The organism is Bombella favorum, assembly GCF_014048475.1.
Classification (GTDB): Bacteria; Pseudomonadota; Alphaproteobacteria; order Acetobacterales; family Acetobacteraceae; genus Bombella; species Bombella favorum.
In genome coordinates, this window is sequence record NZ_NWUS01000002.1 from 15,301 (window position 1) to 31,778 (window position 16,478).

Here is a 16,478-nt window from a genome sequence, read left to right on the forward strand (position 1 = left end):
TTAGAACTGGTCTTTCTGCTTCCGCAGACGGGCCAGTTCTTCCGGCGTCTTAGCCATCAGGAAAGGATTGGTCTGCCGCTCCACACCCAGCGGAACAGGTACGGAAGGCTGCCCCTCCTCCCTCAGTGCCGCCACCTCTGCCATGCGGGCCTCAAGGGCTGGTGTCTTCCTCCCCAGTGAAGCGATGAATTTCAGGTTCCCCTGTGTGTATTCATGGCCGGGGCAAAGCAGGGTCTTGTCCAGCAAATCATCAAACTGACGGAAGCTCGCAAAAAGCTGTTCCGCACTGCCCTCGAATAAACGACCACTCCCACCGCTGAACAACGTATCACCGCTGAACAAGGCAGGCGTCTGCCCATCCAGCGCATAGCAGAGATGGTCCAGCGTATGGCCTGGCGTGGCTAGGACACGAAATGTCAGCCCCGCAAGAGAAACCTCATCACCACCCTTTAACGGGTGATCGACTCCCGCCACATCAGACGGCCCATAAACAGGCACATCATAACGCTGCTTCAAGGCAGCGACACCGCCGACATGGTCACCATGATGGTGCGTCAACAAAATAGCCGCCGGAGCCTCGTCCCCCAGAGCTGCCTCCGCCGGTCCAGCCTCACCGGGATCAATAACCACCCACGGGCCACCATTCCTACGAACAAACCAGATGTAATTATCCTGAAACGCCAGAACGGGCTTTATTTCCACACTCATGAAACCTCTCTTCACGCAGGGTTATCCCGCAAGAAGGCAGGATAACAAGAGCCAGACCCCCAAGATGGGACGTACTGCTCACCCCTGCAACCACGAGGCCCGCCGCCATCATCCTGTAACTATCCCCTCAACGAAATACTTGACCCATCCGGTAGGTGACGTATGAGTAATCCCATGTCACTGATCAAATCTTTCAAACTCGTCCTTGCTCCGCCGCATCGTGCAGCAACTCCCTTCCTCGGCATCGGCCTGCTGACTGGTGTTTTCGGGCGGGCCACGCCGTGGCGGCTGACACGGGCGCTGGGTACGGCAGGTTTTGCCTTCACCGGCTTCTGCCTTTACTTCTTCCGCAACCCAAAGCGGACCTCCCCACAGGGTGACAACCTTGTTCTCTCCAGTGCAGATGGCCGTGTAACGGGTATCTCCATGGTCCCGCCGCCGCCAGCGTTGGAGATGGGCAATGAGCCAGTTTGGCGGGTTTCGACCTTCCTCTCCGTGCTGGATGTGCATGTAAACCGTATGCCCGTGAGCGGGACAATCACCAAAATTGCCTACCATGCAGGCAAGTTCCTTAATGCCAGTTTGGACAAAGCTTCCGAGCATAACGAGCGCAACGAACTTCGTGTAACCCTCAAGGATGGCCGTCAGGTTGCTGTTGTGCAGATCGCCGGGCTTGTCGCCCGTCGCATTCTCTGCGATGTGCAGGAGGGTGAGCACGTCCAAGCTGGGGAGCTTTTCGGCCTCATCCGCTTTGGTTCCCGCACGGATATCTATCTGCCACCGGGCGTCACCCCCGACGTTCTGGAAGGCCAGACCATGATCGGAGGCGAGACGGTCATAGCGAAGCTCTGAGGATCCGTACATGCAGAAGCCATCTTCTAAAACGACCATGATACATAGATACCGGCGCAAGCGGCGCAGGGTCCGTGGGCTGTCCTTCAACCGGCTTGTCCCCAATATTCTAACAATGCTTGGCCTGTGCGCAGGGCTGAGTGCCATCAAATTTTCCATGACAGGCCATTTTACTCACGCCGCCGGGGCTCTGCTGATCTCCGCCTGCATGGATGGGCTGGACGGACGTATCGCTCGACTACTGAAGGGGACATCCCGCTTCGGGGCTGAATTTGATAGTCTTTCGGACTTTGTCTGCTTCGGTGTTGTGCCTCCCTTTATCCTTATGCTGTGGGCTTTGCCCGCTACACAGCGTTTGTCCTTCATCCCTTTCATTCTCTTTACGGTCTGCATGGCTCTACGGCTGGCTCGCTTCAACTCCGCATTGGATGATGATACGACGCCGGAATACGCTGCTAATTTCTTCTCTGGCGTACCTGCACCGGCAGGGGCTGGGCTTGCGCTTTTCCCGGTCTTTCTGGGGCTGGAAGCCAAGCGCAACAACCTGACAGGGCTCGAGCATTTTGCTCACTCCCCTTGGTTGTCCGCTAGCTGCCTGATCGTCACCGCTTTGCTGCTGGTCTCTACCTTGCCGATCTGGTCCTTTAAAAACTTTAAGGTACCAGCACGCTATATTCTGCCTATGCTGGTTGGTGTCGGTGCCTATGCTGCCATTCTGGTAGCAGAGCCTTGGGGCGCGCTGGCTGCGGCCGGTGTTCTCTACCTCGTCATGATCCCACTATCCCGCCGGTCTTACTGGCGGCTACGCCGTGAGGCTGAAGAAGCTTGGGAACTGGTAGAAGACAGACCCCCCTCTGCTAGCTCGACCAACGCCTGAAGAATAGCAGCCGGGGATGGTGGACAGCCGGGGATAGAACCATATACCCGGCTGAGCGCATGAAGACCGCCCAGCGTGGCATATGTATTCTTCCACATACCGCCATCATGGGCGCAGTCTCCCACTGCTACAAGGCTGCGGCCAGCGGGCATGGCCTCCCACGCACTAGCCAATGCCCCCGCACAAGACCGTGTCACAGACCCGGTAACCAGAAGCCAGTCTGCATCCTCTGGATGCCGAACGGACTGAAAGCCACTCCCCTCCAGCGGATAAGCACTGCTCCCCAGAGACAGCAGCTCCATCGCACACCCCTCGCAACTTCCTGTCTCCAGCGAGAACAGCCGTATCCGCCGCCCCTGCCGCCTCATAGGCTGGGGACGCCATTTCTGCACGTCCAGAAAAGCGAGCATCATGGTCAAGGGGGCTGGTTGCATGACAAGTGATCCTCACAAAAACAAAAGACTGACAAGAACCCGCATCAGAGGTTCCATGCCGGGCACTATATAGCGTCCCACCCCAGAGTGAAGTACCGTTGCCCTACTATGCCCCTATCACCATCCCCACGGAGACCCGGCCATCGCAAAGCCCTGCTCATCGTCAATCCAACTGCTGGACATTATTCCCCCCGCAGGCTGAAAGACTTTGTGCGCCATTTGGAACAAGCTGGACTGAACATGCAGGTTGCCGTAACCCGCTACCGGGGCCATGCTGGTAAGATCGTCCCAACCCATCTGCCTGAAACAGACCTCATCCTTGCTGGAGGTGGTGACGGCACAATTGCTGAAATCGCCCATGCCATGCTGGGCAGCTCCTGCCATCTCGCCCTCTGGCCGGTCGGGTCCGCTAATGTGCTCGCACTGGAGCTCAACATCCCCTTTTCTGATGCCCGCAACGCTGCTCTGATTGCCAGCGGGCAAACCCAAACCCTTTGGCCGGGATGGCTCACCACGAATGGCCAGCCCCAACCAACCCTGTTCCTCCAGATGGTGGGTATCGGACCAGATGGATGGGTGGTGCAGCAGCTTTCCTCTACCCTCAAGAAACATATCGGACGATTGGCCTATCTGCTCACTGCCTTGCGTCTACCGCTTGCGTACCCCTTCCATACTTTTGAAACCTGCGTGGATGGCCGCACCTACCAATCCCGGTTTACCATTATCTCCAAAGGGCGGCTCTATGGCGGTCCTTTCAAGCTATTCCCCCATAATCATCATAAGCAGCCGTCCTTTTCCGTCTTCATGCTGCACCGGCTGAACCCTCTAGCTCTACTAGGGCAGGCCCGAGCCTTCTTCTGCCGAAAGCCGTGCCCCGCTCCCGCTTTTACCCTTATTAAAGGGCAGACCATCACCAGCTCCAACCGTCATCCCGTACCGGTGCAGAGTGATGGTGACTTCCAAGGCACAACGCCACTGCACGTCACCGCTGCGCCTTCTCCCTTGGTGGTTATCTGCCCTCCGTTAGAAATCAGCCCCCACCTGAAGGAAGAAACTTCTTCCAGCGATATAACCTGAATATTGAGAAAAGGCGGTATTGAAGGCCCCATCCGGCGCGAATGGCGGGTGGCGATTGAAAAGATTACTGATACCGCCCATGAGTTGAAACTGATGCCACTTTCCCGCCACCGTTACATCATGCAGGATCGTTCCACCAACATGGGTCCGCCCGGATGTGGCTGGGTCAAGGTCTCGATGCCCGTCATTCATCCTCATACCGCTGATGATACGGGTCATCCAGATCAGGCTAACATGGTCATGCCGCCATGTCGTGCTGATGTAATGCTGCTCCCGTGGTCGCCCGCTGCCATTCAAATAAAGCAGACGGCCCGTATAATTCTGCCAGTTGCCATTACGGGTTAACTTCTGCCTGTAATTTAGAAGATACTGAGTGTTCTCATAAAAACTCAGCTGGTCCCGGTCACTCAAGGACAGGCTGTAACGCAGGCTGAAATCCAAACCATCTGTCTTCAAGGCACCGATATTCTGCGGTAGGGCCTCAATAGCTGTGAGTTGCCCGCTATTGGAGCGGGGCAGAATCGCACTACAAAAATCAGGCTCGCTCCCCGTATAACACCCATCCAGCAGCGTCTGAGTGCTAAGGGTCGAGATCATATCTCGCAGGCTATAATGCCAGTACTCCACGGAAAGCTGTAATGACCTGACCGCTTTGGGCGTAATGTCCATCCCCACCGTTGCCGTGCGCCCATATTCCGGCCCCAGCCGGGAATTACCACCCGAAAGAGTCGGCAGCTGCCCTACTAGTGAGGAGGTGAAACTGGCCGGATTAATCCCTTCCTTCTGGCACCGTGCCCGTACCACCCCCGCATTACTGCCATAGCTGCTAACATGGGCGCAGGGATCGGACGCAGAAGCATAGCTTAATGTCTGCCCACCATAGACATCATACAAACCCGGCTGCCGGAACGATGTGCCCAACGTCCCCCGAAATGCCACATCCTGCACCGGCGCCCAGTGCAGGCCGGTCTTCCAGTTCAGCGGTGTTCCGTAATGATTGTACGAAGAAACACGCCCTTGAAGATCAACCGTCAAATCCCGTGCGAGGAAGGCACGCTTCAATAGAGGAAGCTGGATTTCTCCATAACCTTCCGAGACGGTAAAGCCCCCACCTGTATAAGCCCCCGCCGCCCCTGTGGAGGCACCTTGCGCCACAAGAGCATCAGGATGATAGCTGAGCTGCTCGCCCCTATGCTCCATCCCAATCGCCAACCCGACCTCCCCCGCATGACGCCACGGCAGAGTAAAAAGATGCGGGTTCCGCAGACGCAGCATCGTATCCCGCAGCTGATAAGTGGCTCGGTCCTTCTGGGTAAAGCGGATATAATCCTTCGCCTGCTGGCTATAAGGGGCAAAAGGGTTCTGCAACACACAGCCCTGCGCTACCTGACACATACCCGGGTCATAGACCACGGCACTACGAGGGTTGGTTGTATCAAGCTGCCTCGTGCCGGTCGTCTCCAGCAGGTTACGGTAATTGATCATATCCTGCGTATGGGATGACAGACGGCTCCGCCCATAAGTGTAGGAGGCATCGTAATCCCACCCGCCCCCAATCTGGCCTTTCAACCCTGGTAGGAACGTCCATGTATCAGTGTTGATGGTGTTCCGCCGTGGCCCGACATCCTCCGCCCTTTTGATGACAGGCGCATCCATACCCCATGGATTATAAGGGCTAGCAGCAGGTAATATCCATGAAGATGGCAACGTAGACGGCGGAACACTCCCCTGTACCGGGGCTGGCGACTGGGTACGGCTCACCAGCGTATGGCTGTAGCGTATGGTGCTATAGAGCGTCACGAAACGAGAAAAGCGTTCATGAGCATCAATAGAGGCCGTCCCGTCATCATGACGGTTCATGATCGTGGAATAACGGGCGAAATTATAGAGGTCACTCCCCGTGAAGCGGCGGAATCCTCCCTGCCCGTCCGGGACCATTTTCTGTCCCGTCTGCGGGTTTATTAAAACGCCCGACGGAATAATAGATGACCCGTAACTGGGGCTGCCCGTGGCCGGGTTGTCATTCTGCGGCAAGGCCGCCCAGCCCCTATCCCGGTTATAAATGGGCCCGGTCGTGCTGTAGCTGCCTGCCAGCGTGACATTGCCATGCCCGCCATCAAAATTCATGCCATGATAGGCAGAAATTTCACCGCCCCGGGCATCTCCCACCTGCGTGATGCTCCCCCGCATGGTGATGTTACTCCCCGTCAGGTCATGCCGTAGATGGATGTTGATAACACCTGCTACAGCATCCGCCCCATAAAGACCGGACCCACCATCCTTGAGAATTTCTACCTTTTCGATCTGCTGCAACGGGATAGTATTGAGGTCCACACATTCGGACCCGGCATTGAGCGGTGCCCGATGCCCATCGATCAGCACAAGCACCCGCCCCTGGCCCAGATTTCGCAAATCCGTGCAGGAGGCACCTTTACCGCCGTTAGTCATGCTATTGGGTGAACCAGATGACCCGATGGAAGGCATACGTTGCAGATAATCCCCCAGAGAGGTCACGGCACTACGCTGTATGTCCTTCCCCGTAATGGTCTGCACAGCATTAGGCGAATTCTTCCGTCCGCCCTGAAGGAAAGAGCCCGTAACCGTCAACTGCTCAACAGGCGAAGCACCAGTCCGAACCGCCTGAAGTGGCCGCCTATCTACTGGTTTCTTAGGGGGCTTCCTATCGTGAGTGGTCAGAACTGCCTTTACTGGCACCCGCTGCGCCACCGGCTCTGCCTGAAGCGGACAGACCAGCAAAGCCGGACAGACCAAGCCCCCACCCAGCATGAGGGCAATTCCCCGTCTGATTAGCCGCACAACCCCTCACACAGCATATGTAATATTAAACTATATTTTATATGTTATAATATAACATATTGCTGAGAGCCAGCTCTTTCACACAAGCACCATCACAAGGCCACACCTGCTGGCGATAAGCCCAAAGAGGCCAGAGCAAGGCTTAACCCCTCCGGTTCTTGCCCTTCTAAAACAAGGCCCAGAACGGCCAGAAGTGGCATCAATGGGTCCCGTATCTGCACACTAGCCAGCCGCCCCTCTTTCAGAACGACATGATACCAGACATCCCCTCGTGCTCCTTCGGCTACACCCAGTCCTTCATCCGTACGTGGCACGGCTTGCTGTTCACTCTCCTGCCCGTAGCCAGCCGTTATACATTCCAGAATCCTCAAAGATTCCTCACTTTCAACCAGACGCTGCCGGTTGCGAGCCCATGCATCGCCTTCATGCCGCCCTGCACTCTTCATCGCCTGCGGGCGGACCCCTTCATCCATGTACCGCATGTCCAAATACCGCCCACTGGCCCGCCCGGTTACCCCGCCCAGCGCATAATCCCACGCTAGTTCTGTCGGCACGGTGGCCATGTTCTTCAGGCGTCCCTCAAAAAGGCGGGCAAGCTGTTTTATCTGCTCCAGCCGTGGAGACAACTCCTGAACAACAGCCTGCGCAAAAGGAATAATGGCCTCCACACCACTGTGCCCCTCCAGGCTGATACTGTCTGTCAAACGTCGTGACAGGCCATGATCCATACAACGCTTAGCCAGACACTCCCGCGCATGGTCGCACAAGCTCGCCAACAAACCGGCCCCAGCCCGATGGGCTGTCTGTGCCAGATCAAACAAATGCAACCCCAACCGCTCCACCTCCAGCAGGATAAGCCGTCTGTCCCGCTCTCGTGGGTCTATTCGGCGACTCTCGGCCTGTTCCAACGCCCGGACAAAGGCTAACGGATGGGCAACAAATCCACCTGCCGAAATACGAGCCACAAGCGGCATAGCCTCCTGCGGGGTCAACCCAATCAGGCGGGACAGGACACCCCGATGACCAGCAGATATCTGCACATCGACCTGCTGCATCACTCCCTCTGCCAGCACATAGTCTATACCAAGCAGACCCGGCACAGATGTACGAGAAGGTTCGACCCTGCACCGAGGTAATGGTTGTCCTCCCCCCTCACTAACGGGCAAAGGATTGGCAGACAGTGGTGCCGTTAACGACCAGCTGCCATCATCCAATGCCGGGCTATCATCCAGCGCAGACCAAGCCTCTACCCCCCAGAGGTCTCTAGCCATGCGCTCCCCCCACTGGGCCGCTGGGAAATAATGCGAAACCGCCTGATACCGCCCTTGCACCACCGCCGTGCTGAGAAGCAAAGGCTGCTCCCCTTTCAGCAGGAACAGGGCTGTTGCCCATTCTTCATCTGCCCAAAAGGCTAATAGTGCCATCGTGCGCACATTCTGCTGCAAGAGGCTCTGCCAGCCCTCCGCCGTCACACGATAATGGAACAGCCCGACACGCTCCCCCTCAAAGAGGGCTGATTCTTCCATCATCGTCAGTGTCCTTTCAGAGCAGGCAGCGGCTGAACCGATAGGACACCCCATGCCAGCAGGGTAGCAACCAGCAAGTCCAGCAGAATGAGCAGGAACAGAAGGCCCCGCATTAGGCCCCCACCCCGCTGCCAGACCGTAAGAACATTCCTCGGTAGGGTCTCAAGCCCTAACTGCCGAAAACCCAACATCACACAGACCAAAAGCCCCGCCAGAGCAACCCAGCCCAACAACGGTGCCAACACCGCCAATACAATTATGATGACGGGTAGCACCATCTGCACAGGTAAAACTGATGCTCCCGCTGGGAAGAAATCCTCACATCCCAAACGCAGAGCCATAGCCAGGAGAGCCACCCCATAAAGCAGCAGGAGACACGGTATCTGCCCCGTTCCTGCAGCCAATATTCCTAGCCCGGTCATCCATGACAGCATCGGCGGTGTTCCCTGCCGCCGCACGATCATGCCCACCATAGCAAGCAGGCCAGCAATGACCATGAGATGCTGCATAAAGGGTGTCCCAGCCAGCAGCGTCATAAGAAAGAGTGGAATAAAACGCAGCCCCACATCCAACAGGACCAATTCTGCCCGACTAGAAGCCACACTGCCCAGCCCCGCCATCATGCACAGCCCCGCCAACGCCAGCACCTGACCAACCTGCGCCGCACTGTCGTTGCTGGAGAAAACACTCCCGCCCTGCATCACCACCAGCCCAAGCCCAGCCAGAATCACGCCGCTCAACCGTAGGCGAACAGCCTCCCAAGCAGGCATGGCCCGTCGGGTTGCCCGTCCATCCCACCAAGCCAGCAGGACCGTTCCAGCACCATCAAAAAACAGAGCCGCTAGCGGGGGACGCAGCAACAAACCCATAAAGATACAGCCCGTCACCAAAAACGGCAGATAAATGCCCATCCCTTCCCGGAAGGACGCTTTCTCTCTCACCGGCTCTGCCCCTCGCCGCAGTAAGAAGAGCGATGCCGGGACACAAGCCTCCATCCCTAAGCAGAACGCCTGCCCCCATGCCATACCAGAGGAGCAGCCCAACAAGGCCAGACCACTCAGGATCATCCCCAGCCGTGCCATAAAGCTGGCCTGGCCGGGCCGCCGTGATGCCCACAGAACCCAGACCACCAAAAACGGCCAGCAGAGCAACCCGAACAGGACAGGTGAAGCAAAAAGGCCGGGTGAGAAAGACGCTTCCGCCAGTATCATCAATCTTCCTCCACCCGTAGCCAGGCCAGCCGGGGCAGAAGCACAAAAGCGAGAAACACCATAACTGCCCAAAGTGCCACCGCTGTAATAAACAACCCCCATGACGGCAGAATAGCAGCCACGACCATAAGCCCATCCACAGCCATGATCAGCCCGCAGAACTGTGCGAGAGCCACACCACAGGCAGCTGAACACAAACCTGCCAACACAAGCCCGATGCCAAAGGTCGGCACCAGCCCGAGCCCGGCCCCAAAGAAAGCAAGCACGAACTGTAGCAGCAATGTCATCACGACAGGCAAAAGGCCCCGCCCACTGGCGAGAAACCGCCCCTGCTGACCAACTGCAAAATGCCGAACAATACCCCAGAGCAGCAGATTAAATACTGGCAGCAAAAGAGCGCAGAAAACCGCAAGCACCCCCGTACCAGACGTACCCGCAATAGCCGCACAGAGCAGCCCATAAAGCGGCAGCCAACGTCCATCCCGGCCCAGACGCAGCAGCACCAGCACCAACGCACAGGCAAAACCGGCCATCATACGGCGAACCTCCCGGCAAGGGCCATCAGTCCGGCCAGCCCTAGCAGGAGGGCAACAAAACGGCCATGCCGGTTCATACCCGTCAACCGCCCTGACGCCACAAGCAAGCTGCCTCCCACAAACCTAACCACCAACCCTACAATGCCTCCCAGCCCTTCCAGACCGAACAAGACGGGCAGGAGCAGGTCCCCCAGAAGCAACGCCCAGCCAACATGATACATCCCTACTATCACCTGCCTTTGGTCTCGGGCGGACCGGCCAGCGGGATACCCCCTCATCACCATATCATCAGCCAGTGCCTGACGGTCAGGCAGGGATGTTGTCAGTGCCAATGCCACGGCACAACAAAGGGACGTTCCGGCAAGGCTGGACCCCGGAGATGCCAGCAAAAGCCGTTGTACACCTTGCAACCCGGTCACCCCCGGAGCCGCCAGCACAATGAAACATTCCGTCAGACATAGAACGAGACAACAGCGGCCATGCGCCCCTCGGGATAATCCCGGCACGGCCCAGAACGCACCAACCAGCAGAATACCCCCCATCAACAACGGGTCCGCCAGCCAAGCCCCCATCACAGAGCTAGTCTCCGGCATAACAAGGGAAAGGCCAGCAAGACAGAGCAACACCAAAAGCGCTAGAGCCAGCATCAACCCATCATCTGCCGGCAAGCCATGCCGCAGGGTTAGCCGCCAGAATGTACCGAAGCGTGCATACCGTTCCCGCAAGGGAGATACAGCCCTGCCAACCAGCAGGGCTGGTACGTCCTCTTTCAACCAGAACATCACGGGCAGAAGCAGCAATATCACTCCCAATTGGAGGCCCAACTCCAAAAGAACCCGAACCACGGAAAGCAAAAATGCCGCCATCATTGTGCCAACCCCATGACGACCAGTACCCCCCCAAGAAAGACTAGCCAGAACACAGATTCCGGTTCCTGCACTGGCGCAAGGGACAGAAGCTCCGTCACAGAAAGCCGGAGGCTCCGGGCCTGTCGTTGCCCCCGCATCAACAATCGCCTCACACCACGAGGGCGGACAGGCTGCGCTTGCATATAGTCATGGAGAACATCCAGACCATTCCGCTCACCATCCTCTAGCGGTAGATCCACATCCTGCACGTCTCCTCGCTCTCTACGGGAGAGGCAGCACCAGAGAAGCAGTAGAATTGCCCAGAAAATCGGTAGAGCCACCATGCTGCCATCACCACCGGAGAGGCGATAGAACCACCCTGCCCACGCTGCCCCATGGCCCGTCAACCAACCCGCCACTATGCCACAGCCCGACGGCAGCCCCATGGCCAGCAGAAGAACCCACACCAAAAGCCGACGACGCCCGGCCCACAAAGGCAGTGCCGCTTCACCAAGCACAACCAAACCATCACCGCATGAAAGCCCCATGATGGCCACTCCTAACAAGCAGCCAACCACGGTCCATCCCTCTGTGCTACTGCTCAGCCCCAGAGCCGCATGAAGACCAACCCACCCCACAACAAACCCCGGCAAAGGTGGAGCAGGAAGCAACAACAAGGCGGCACGAGGCCAGATCACCGCAAGAGATTGGCAGGCGAGGTCCAGCAAGAGAGCAAAAAGGGCTCCTTCCACGCCAAGAAGCATACCCTGCTGGCGGGAGACCTCTATAACACCCAGCAAAAACACAGGCCGTACTAAGCGGCAATACCGGTACAGGGACAGCCGATCCGGCCACGGCCCAGCCATCATACATAGCCCCGCTAGTACGGCCCCACCTGATACCCACCACAACGGATGTAGGGCCGCCATGCCACGCCCCAGCCCCAACATCAGCAACAACGCCACCAGTCGGGCGGCCCCGTCACTGCCTGCTCTGCCGGCAGCCCAGAAACAGACCGCCATCAAACCCAGCCCACCGAGCCCATCCGGCAACAGGCCATAGCCAATCAGGGCCGGAATCCCCCATACGGGCTGAAATGCCGCCCCGCCTCCCATCAAGATGAGCGCAATAGCTACCAGACAGGACACCGCCCCAGCATGAGGAGACAAGGTCAGAGCCAACATAGCCACGACCATACCGGCCATATGGCAGCCCCCTCGCCGCCAACGAACCAGTGGCACAGAACGCCAAAGGCCACTGACGAAAACACGGACCTCCCCTTCTCCGCAAAGCAGGGCAACCAGAACGACCAGCAGACAGGCCATGAAAGGGTCATGAAACGGCATAGCCTGTCCTTATCTTTTGGCCCAGCCTTTGGCCTTCTGCTGCCAATATGCCATGCGGTATCCAGCTTGTTTCATCTTTTGCCAGCGCAGGCGAGCGTGCTGAACAGCCTCATCATTATGCCCATCAAAGAGGTCAAATATCCTCGTAAAGCCTGTCAGCTCACCATCCCACGCCCCATTTATGCGGAACAGAAACGCCGCACCGTTGGGCGATTCATCGCATGCTGTCAACCAAATGGGCTGCCTATCTGCATGCCCCATCGCCTGACTGCCATGAGGCAGCCAAACACCAGGAGGGGTAGCCCACAAAGCATCATCCAATGCCGAAACCTGCCCACTATCCTGACAACGAATCACCGCTCGCTCGCCCGTTTCAAGGGTACGTTCCAGCAATGTCGGCAAGGCTGCCTCGAAGGAGGTGCGTGTCAGATGATAGAACCCCACCTGTACATCCTGCGGCTGATGAACCGCTGCCGTGACCTGCCCTTCAGACTGCTCCTGCATACTGTGCCTCTTTCACGAAAGCCCCTGCCAGCCTGCCCCCATAAGGGAGGAAGCCAGCAGGGGCCAGTCTAGCCATCCCCCATAACGGGGGCGGCCCACTCCTTATCCGATCAGTGCCGGGACGGCCCAGCTTGATGCAGCCGGACGAACTGATCCAGCAGACGTACGCCAAAACCGCTAGCCCCCTTCGGGGTAATGGCAGTAGCCTTTTCTGCCCATGCCGTGCCAGCGATATCCAGATGTGCCCAAGGCGTATCCCCTACAAAACGCTTGAGGAATTCTGCTGCCAGAATGGAGCTACCCGGCCGCCCCCCGATATTCTTCATATCGGCAATATCGGAATCAATCCGGCGATTATAGGCCGCACCCATCGGCATACGCCACAGAGCTTCACCCGTCTCCTCACCAGCCTGCGTCAGCGCATCGGCCAATGTGTCATCATTGCTGAACAGCCCTGCATAATCGCTGCCCAGTGCTACAACGATGGCTCCCGTCAATGTGGCCAGATTGACCATCAGAGCAGGCTTAAAGGTCTGCCGTGTATAGGAGAGCAGATCTGCCAGCACGAGGCGGCCTTCCGCATCGGTGTTCAGCACCTCGATGGTCTGGCCGCTGTGGCTTTTTACAATGTCACCCGGACGCTGCGCTGCGCCGGACACCATGTTCTCCACCAAACCAACGACACCTACGGCATTAACCGGTGCCTTACGGCGGGCAAGAGCACTCATCACGCCAACAACGGCGGCGGCCCCACCCATATCCATCTTCATCTCATCCATGCCAGCGGCTGGCTTGATGGAAATGCCACCGGAATCAAAAGTCACGCCCTTACCGATAAAGGCCAGCGGTGCGCTGTCGGCCTTTGCAGCCCCTTTATGCCGCATAATAACGGTGAAAGGCGGCTGCTCGCTGCCCTGCGCCACACCGAGAAGAGCACCAAAACCCAGTGCCTCCATCTGGGCACGATCCAACACCTCAATCTCCAGCCCCAGAGATTCCAGAGCCTTGATACGCCGTGTGAACTCTTCCGGGAACAGCACATTGGCAGGTTCATTGACGAGGTCTCGTGTCAGGAAAACACTCTCGCCCAGCCCTTCTAGCTCTTTCCAGGCTGTCTGGGCGGCATCCACCTGTCCGGCCTCTGGCAAGACAATATGGAGGGCCTTCAGGGCCGGTGTTTTGCTGGTCACTGTTTTGTAACGGTCAAAACGATACCCACCCAGCCGGGCGCCCAGCGCAATCTCTGTGGCCAGGGATGCTTGATCAGCCTCCAGCAACAGGGCAGCATCCTGCGCCTCAACAGCACTGGCCTTTAGCAGCTTTACGGCTTCACCACCGGCAGTCCGGGCAGCCGTGCCAGCACTCTGCGGCTCATCATCCGCTGGAGCACAACCCAAAAGATGGAACTGCGCCACCGGGCCAGCCGGGGCTATCAGGCTGAGGGCCTGCCCTGCCTTACCGGAAAAGTCCCGCAGAGCCGCAGCCCGGGACAAAGCACCGCCGAGGGCTTCATCATACCGGCGGAACACAGCCCCTTTAGCAAACTCCGCCCCACGACAGAACAGCACAGCTGAAAGGCCATTCTCACCTTGCGGGTGGGTCTCTACAACAAAAGAAATATCAATCATATCAAACCTGTTTCATTCTTCCGGTGGGTTGCCTTCACCTTTCGGCGTGGCGGCCACTCATCTGTAAAGGCCATTCCTCGCCGCCTGCCCCGGCTAATCAATAACGATGCAGCCTCACATAAGCGTGACGATGGAAGACGCCCTCTTTTCAGTCCGCCCACCATAGCAGAGAAGAGGAGAAGTGACGAATGCTCCATAATGCGGTAACCTGTTATCATGAATCTTTCCCCCGACACCGCCCCGCAAGACCGTGAACTGCTGATGCTGGCTCTGAAAATCGCCACCGAAGCCGCCGGGATCGTGCGGGAAATCCGTAACCGTGGCTTCCGAACCGAAATCAAGGCCGATTCCTCCCCCGTGACAGAAGCGGACAAGGCATCAGAACACCACATTCTCGCCCGCCTGCGGGACGCCTGCCCGGATATCCCCGCCATTGCCGAGGAGGAACATGCTGCAGGCATCCATATCCCAGCGGGAAACAGCTACTGGCTGATTGATCCACTGGATGGCACACGAGGCTTTGCGGAAGGGGGAGAAGATTTCACCATCAATATCGGGCTGGTCCGCAATAACAGGCCCGTGTTGGGGGCCGTGGCCCTGCCTGCTAGACGGGGCGTATATGGTGGGGGCATCGGACAGGGAGCCTTCCAGGTGATTGATGGACAGCACCTCCCCATCCGTACGGCAGAGCCCGGGCCGGATGGCCTACGGGTCATGACGTCTTCTCACCACACATCGGAACCACTGCTGAAAAAATGGCTGGCCGGACGACGTGTCCAGTCCGTCACACGCATGGGCTCCGCCGCCAAGATCATCCTCATTGCCGAGGGCAAGGCCGATTTCTACCCTCGCTTCGGCCCGACCATGGAGTGGGACACCGCCGCCCCGCAAGCCATTCTAGAAGCCGCAGGCGGGCACCTTCTGGATGATAACGGCCATACACTGCGCTACGGCAAAACAGGCTGGCTCAATCCGCCCTTCTTCTGCACTGGCTATTCGCAAGACTGACGTTCCGCTCCTGTTCTGCCCTCTTTCCATTTCATAATCCCGGTCTCATCACTATGCCTCACCCTGCCCCTTCCCATCACCGCACAGAACGGCTTGACCAGGACCATGACGGCATCCGGCGGGCCGCACGGCTGCTCCGTCAGGGGGGGCTAATCGCTTTCGGGACAGAAACAGTCTACGGGCTGGGTGGGCTGGCCACATCGCAACGGACGGTAGAGCGCATCTTCCAAGCCAAGGGGCGGCCCTCCTTCAATCCCCTCATCAGCCATTTTGCTTCTGCCGAGGCCGCCTTTGCCGAAGCCAACATGACCATTCCCCTGCGGGACATGGCGCACGCTCTCGCCCGAAAGTTCTGGCCCGGCCCATTGACGCTCATCCTGCCGCGCCATGCCGAAAGCCGCATCTCCCAAGCTGTTACGGCAGGGCTAGAAACGATCGCCGTACGTGTGCCTAAAGGCCGTGCGGTGGAAGAGCTGCTCCGCCTGACGGGGGAACCCATCGCTGCCCCTTCCGCTAATCGGTCCGGTCGGGTTAGTCCCTCCACCGCACGCCACGTTCTGGACGAGCTGGAAGGCCGGATTGATGCCGTGCTGGATACAGGCCCCTGCACAGTCGGGCTAGAAAGCACCGTGCTGGACCTGACAGGCCCCCACCCCATACTTCGCCGCCCAGGAGGGGTAACGCTGGAAGAACTGCACGATATCTGCGGCTCTACCATCGTTGTAGAGCAGGGGGCAGCAGATGGCAGCACGCCCCGCCCCAATGCGCCGGGGCAGCTATCCTCCCATTATGCACCCTCTCTGCCCGTCCGGCTGGATGCTACCCATATTCAACCCGGCGAAGCCTTCCTAACCTTCGGAACCCAACAGACCGAAGGCCCGCAGCCCGACCTTACCCTCAATCTCAGCCCCGATGGCAATGTGGAAGAAGCCGCCCGCCGCCTGTTTGCAAGCCTACGCCAGCTAGATCAGGCCGCCAACAGGCAAGGGTTGACCGGTATCGCCGTGGCTCCCCTGCCAGAAGCTGGGCTGGGCCGTGCGCTGAAAGACCGGCTACGACGTGCAGCGGCTCCTCGTCCAGCAGATCAGACATCCCCCCCGGCCTGA

15 protein-coding genes are annotated in these 16,478 nt (G+C 58.2%); 5 read left to right on the top strand and 10 right to left on the bottom strand.

What is annotated here, in order from left to right; genetic code table 11:
* A complete protein-coding gene (gene gloB, locus CPA57_RS05320) occupies positions 1–708 on the bottom strand; it encodes a hydroxyacylglutathione hydrolase (RefSeq protein ID WP_195805427.1) in 708 nt (235 codons plus the stop codon).
* Between the two features lie 174 nt (positions 709–882).
* Between gloB and CPA57_RS05325 the strand changes: the two genes are divergently transcribed.
* Entirely contained in the window at positions 883–1,560 is a 678-nt protein-coding gene (locus CPA57_RS05325; protein ID WP_182081857.1) for a phosphatidylserine decarboxylase, read from the top strand.
* A gap of 10 nt (positions 1,561–1,570) precedes the next feature.
* Entirely contained in the window at positions 1,571–2,437 is an 867-nt protein-coding gene (locus CPA57_RS05330; protein ID WP_182081858.1) for a CDP-alcohol phosphatidyltransferase family protein, read from the top strand.
* On the opposite strand, the gene CPA57_RS05335 is transcribed toward CPA57_RS05330, so the two are convergent.
* Positions 2,353–2,871 carry an NADH-quinone oxidoreductase subunit B family protein gene (locus tag CPA57_RS05335; RefSeq protein WP_182081859.1) on the bottom strand — a complete coding sequence of 173 codons (519 nt, stop codon included), beginning with the start codon at positions 2,869–2,871 and terminating at the stop codon, positions 2,353–2,355. The two genes, CPA57_RS05330 and CPA57_RS05335, sit on opposite strands and share 85 nt — an antisense overlap.
* A gap of 108 nt (positions 2,872–2,979) precedes the next feature.
* Here CPA57_RS05335 and CPA57_RS05340 point away from each other — a divergent pair, with 108 nt between their 5' ends.
* Positions 2,980–3,948, top strand: a complete 969-nt coding sequence (locus CPA57_RS05340) for a diacylglycerol/lipid kinase family protein (protein WP_182081860.1) — start codon at positions 2,980–2,982, stop codon at positions 3,946–3,948.
* On the opposite strand, the gene CPA57_RS05345 is transcribed toward CPA57_RS05340, so the two are convergent.
* The 8 genes from CPA57_RS05345 to CPA57_RS05380 form a co-directional block, all read right to left on the bottom strand.
* Entirely contained in the window at positions 3,895–6,765 is a 2,871-nt protein-coding gene (locus CPA57_RS05345; RefSeq protein WP_326831355.1) for a TonB-dependent receptor domain-containing protein, read from the bottom strand. The genes CPA57_RS05340 and CPA57_RS05345 overlap by 54 nt on opposite strands.
* Before the next feature lie 92 nt (positions 6,766–6,857).
* The gene (locus CPA57_RS05350; RefSeq protein ID WP_182081861.1) at positions 6,858–8,294 is read right to left on the bottom strand and encodes an NADH-quinone oxidoreductase subunit D-related protein; all 1,437 of its coding nucleotides are present in this window, start codon (positions 8,292–8,294) and stop codon (positions 6,858–6,860) included.
* A gap of 2 nt (positions 8,295–8,296) precedes the next feature.
* Positions 8,297–9,502 carry a hypothetical protein gene (locus tag CPA57_RS05355; protein ID WP_182081862.1) on the bottom strand — a complete coding sequence of 402 codons (1,206 nt, stop codon included), beginning with the start codon at positions 9,500–9,502 and terminating at the stop codon, positions 8,297–8,299.
* A complete protein-coding gene (locus CPA57_RS05360) occupies positions 9,502–10,038 on the bottom strand; it encodes a hypothetical protein (RefSeq protein WP_182081863.1) in 537 nt (178 codons plus the stop codon). Before CPA57_RS05360 ends, CPA57_RS05355 begins: the two co-directional genes overlap by 1 nt.
* Entirely contained in the window at positions 10,035–10,838 is an 804-nt protein-coding gene (locus tag CPA57_RS05365) for a hypothetical protein (RefSeq protein ID WP_182081864.1), read from the bottom strand. Before CPA57_RS05365 ends, CPA57_RS05360 begins: the two co-directional genes overlap by 4 nt.
* A 65-nt stretch (positions 10,839–10,903) precedes the next feature.
* A complete protein-coding gene (locus CPA57_RS05370; RefSeq protein ID WP_182081865.1) occupies positions 10,904–12,232 on the bottom strand; it encodes a hypothetical protein in 1,329 nt (442 codons plus the stop codon).
* A gap of 9 nt (positions 12,233–12,241) precedes the next feature.
* Positions 12,242–12,736, bottom strand: a complete 495-nt coding sequence (locus tag CPA57_RS05375) for a DNA polymerase III subunit chi (RefSeq protein ID WP_182081866.1) — start codon at positions 12,734–12,736, stop codon at positions 12,242–12,244.
* Positions 12,737–12,846: 110 nt separating this feature from the next.
* Positions 12,847–14,364 carry a leucyl aminopeptidase gene (locus CPA57_RS05380; protein ID WP_182081867.1) on the bottom strand — a complete coding sequence of 506 codons (1,518 nt, stop codon included), beginning with the start codon at positions 14,362–14,364 and terminating at the stop codon, positions 12,847–12,849.
* A gap of 216 nt (positions 14,365–14,580) precedes the next feature.
* Here CPA57_RS05380 and CPA57_RS05385 point away from each other — a divergent pair, with 216 nt between their 5' ends.
* Together CPA57_RS05385 and CPA57_RS05390 are read left to right on the top strand one after the other, a co-directional pair.
* The gene (locus CPA57_RS05385) at positions 14,581–15,372 is read left to right on the top strand and encodes a 3'(2'),5'-bisphosphate nucleotidase CysQ family protein (RefSeq protein ID WP_182081868.1); all 792 of its coding nucleotides are present in this window, start codon (positions 14,581–14,583) and stop codon (positions 15,370–15,372) included.
* A 53-nt stretch (positions 15,373–15,425) separates the two neighbouring features.
* On the top strand, positions 15,426–16,478 hold the full coding sequence (locus CPA57_RS05390; RefSeq protein ID WP_182081869.1) for an L-threonylcarbamoyladenylate synthase: 1,053 nt from the start codon (positions 15,426–15,428) through the stop codon (positions 16,476–16,478).

Coding starts and splice junctions, on each gene's coding strand:
- CPA57_RS05330 (WP_182081858.1), top strand. CDS start 1,571: ATGCAGAAGCCATCTTCTAAAACGACCATGATACATAGATACCGGCGC.
- CPA57_RS05335 (WP_182081859.1), bottom strand. CDS start 2,871: ATGCAACCAGCCCCCTTGACCATGATGCTCGCTTTTCTGGACGTGCAG.
- CPA57_RS05390 (WP_182081869.1), top strand. CDS start 15,426: ATGCCTCACCCTGCCCCTTCCCATCACCGCACAGAACGGCTTGACCAG.
- CPA57_RS05340 (WP_182081860.1), top strand. CDS start 2,980: ATGCCCCTATCACCATCCCCACGGAGACCCGGCCATCGCAAAGCCCTG.
- CPA57_RS05370 (WP_182081865.1), bottom strand. CDS start 12,232: ATGCCGTTTCATGACCCTTTCATGGCCTGTCTGCTGGTCGTTCTGGTT.
- CPA57_RS05325 (WP_182081857.1), top strand. CDS start 883: ATGTCACTGATCAAATCTTTCAAACTCGTCCTTGCTCCGCCGCATCGT.
- gloB (WP_195805427.1), bottom strand. CDS start 708: ATGAGTGTGGAAATAAAGCCCGTTCTGGCGTTTCAGGATAATTACATC.
- CPA57_RS05380 (WP_182081867.1), bottom strand. CDS start 14,364: ATGATTGATATTTCTTTTGTTGTAGAGACCCACCCGCAAGGTGAGAAT.
- CPA57_RS05350 (WP_182081861.1), bottom strand. CDS start 8,294: ATGATGGAAGAATCAGCCCTCTTTGAGGGGGAGCGTGTCGGGCTGTTC.
- CPA57_RS05375 (WP_182081866.1), bottom strand. CDS start 12,736: ATGCAGGAGCAGTCTGAAGGGCAGGTCACGGCAGCGGTTCATCAGCCG.
- CPA57_RS05385 (WP_182081868.1), top strand. CDS start 14,581: ATGAATCTTTCCCCCGACACCGCCCCGCAAGACCGTGAACTGCTGATG.
- CPA57_RS05355 (WP_182081862.1), bottom strand. CDS start 9,502: ATGATACTGGCGGAAGCGTCTTTCTCACCCGGCCTTTTTGCTTCACCT.
- CPA57_RS05360 (WP_182081863.1), bottom strand. CDS start 10,038: ATGATGGCCGGTTTTGCCTGTGCGTTGGTGCTGGTGCTGCTGCGTCTG.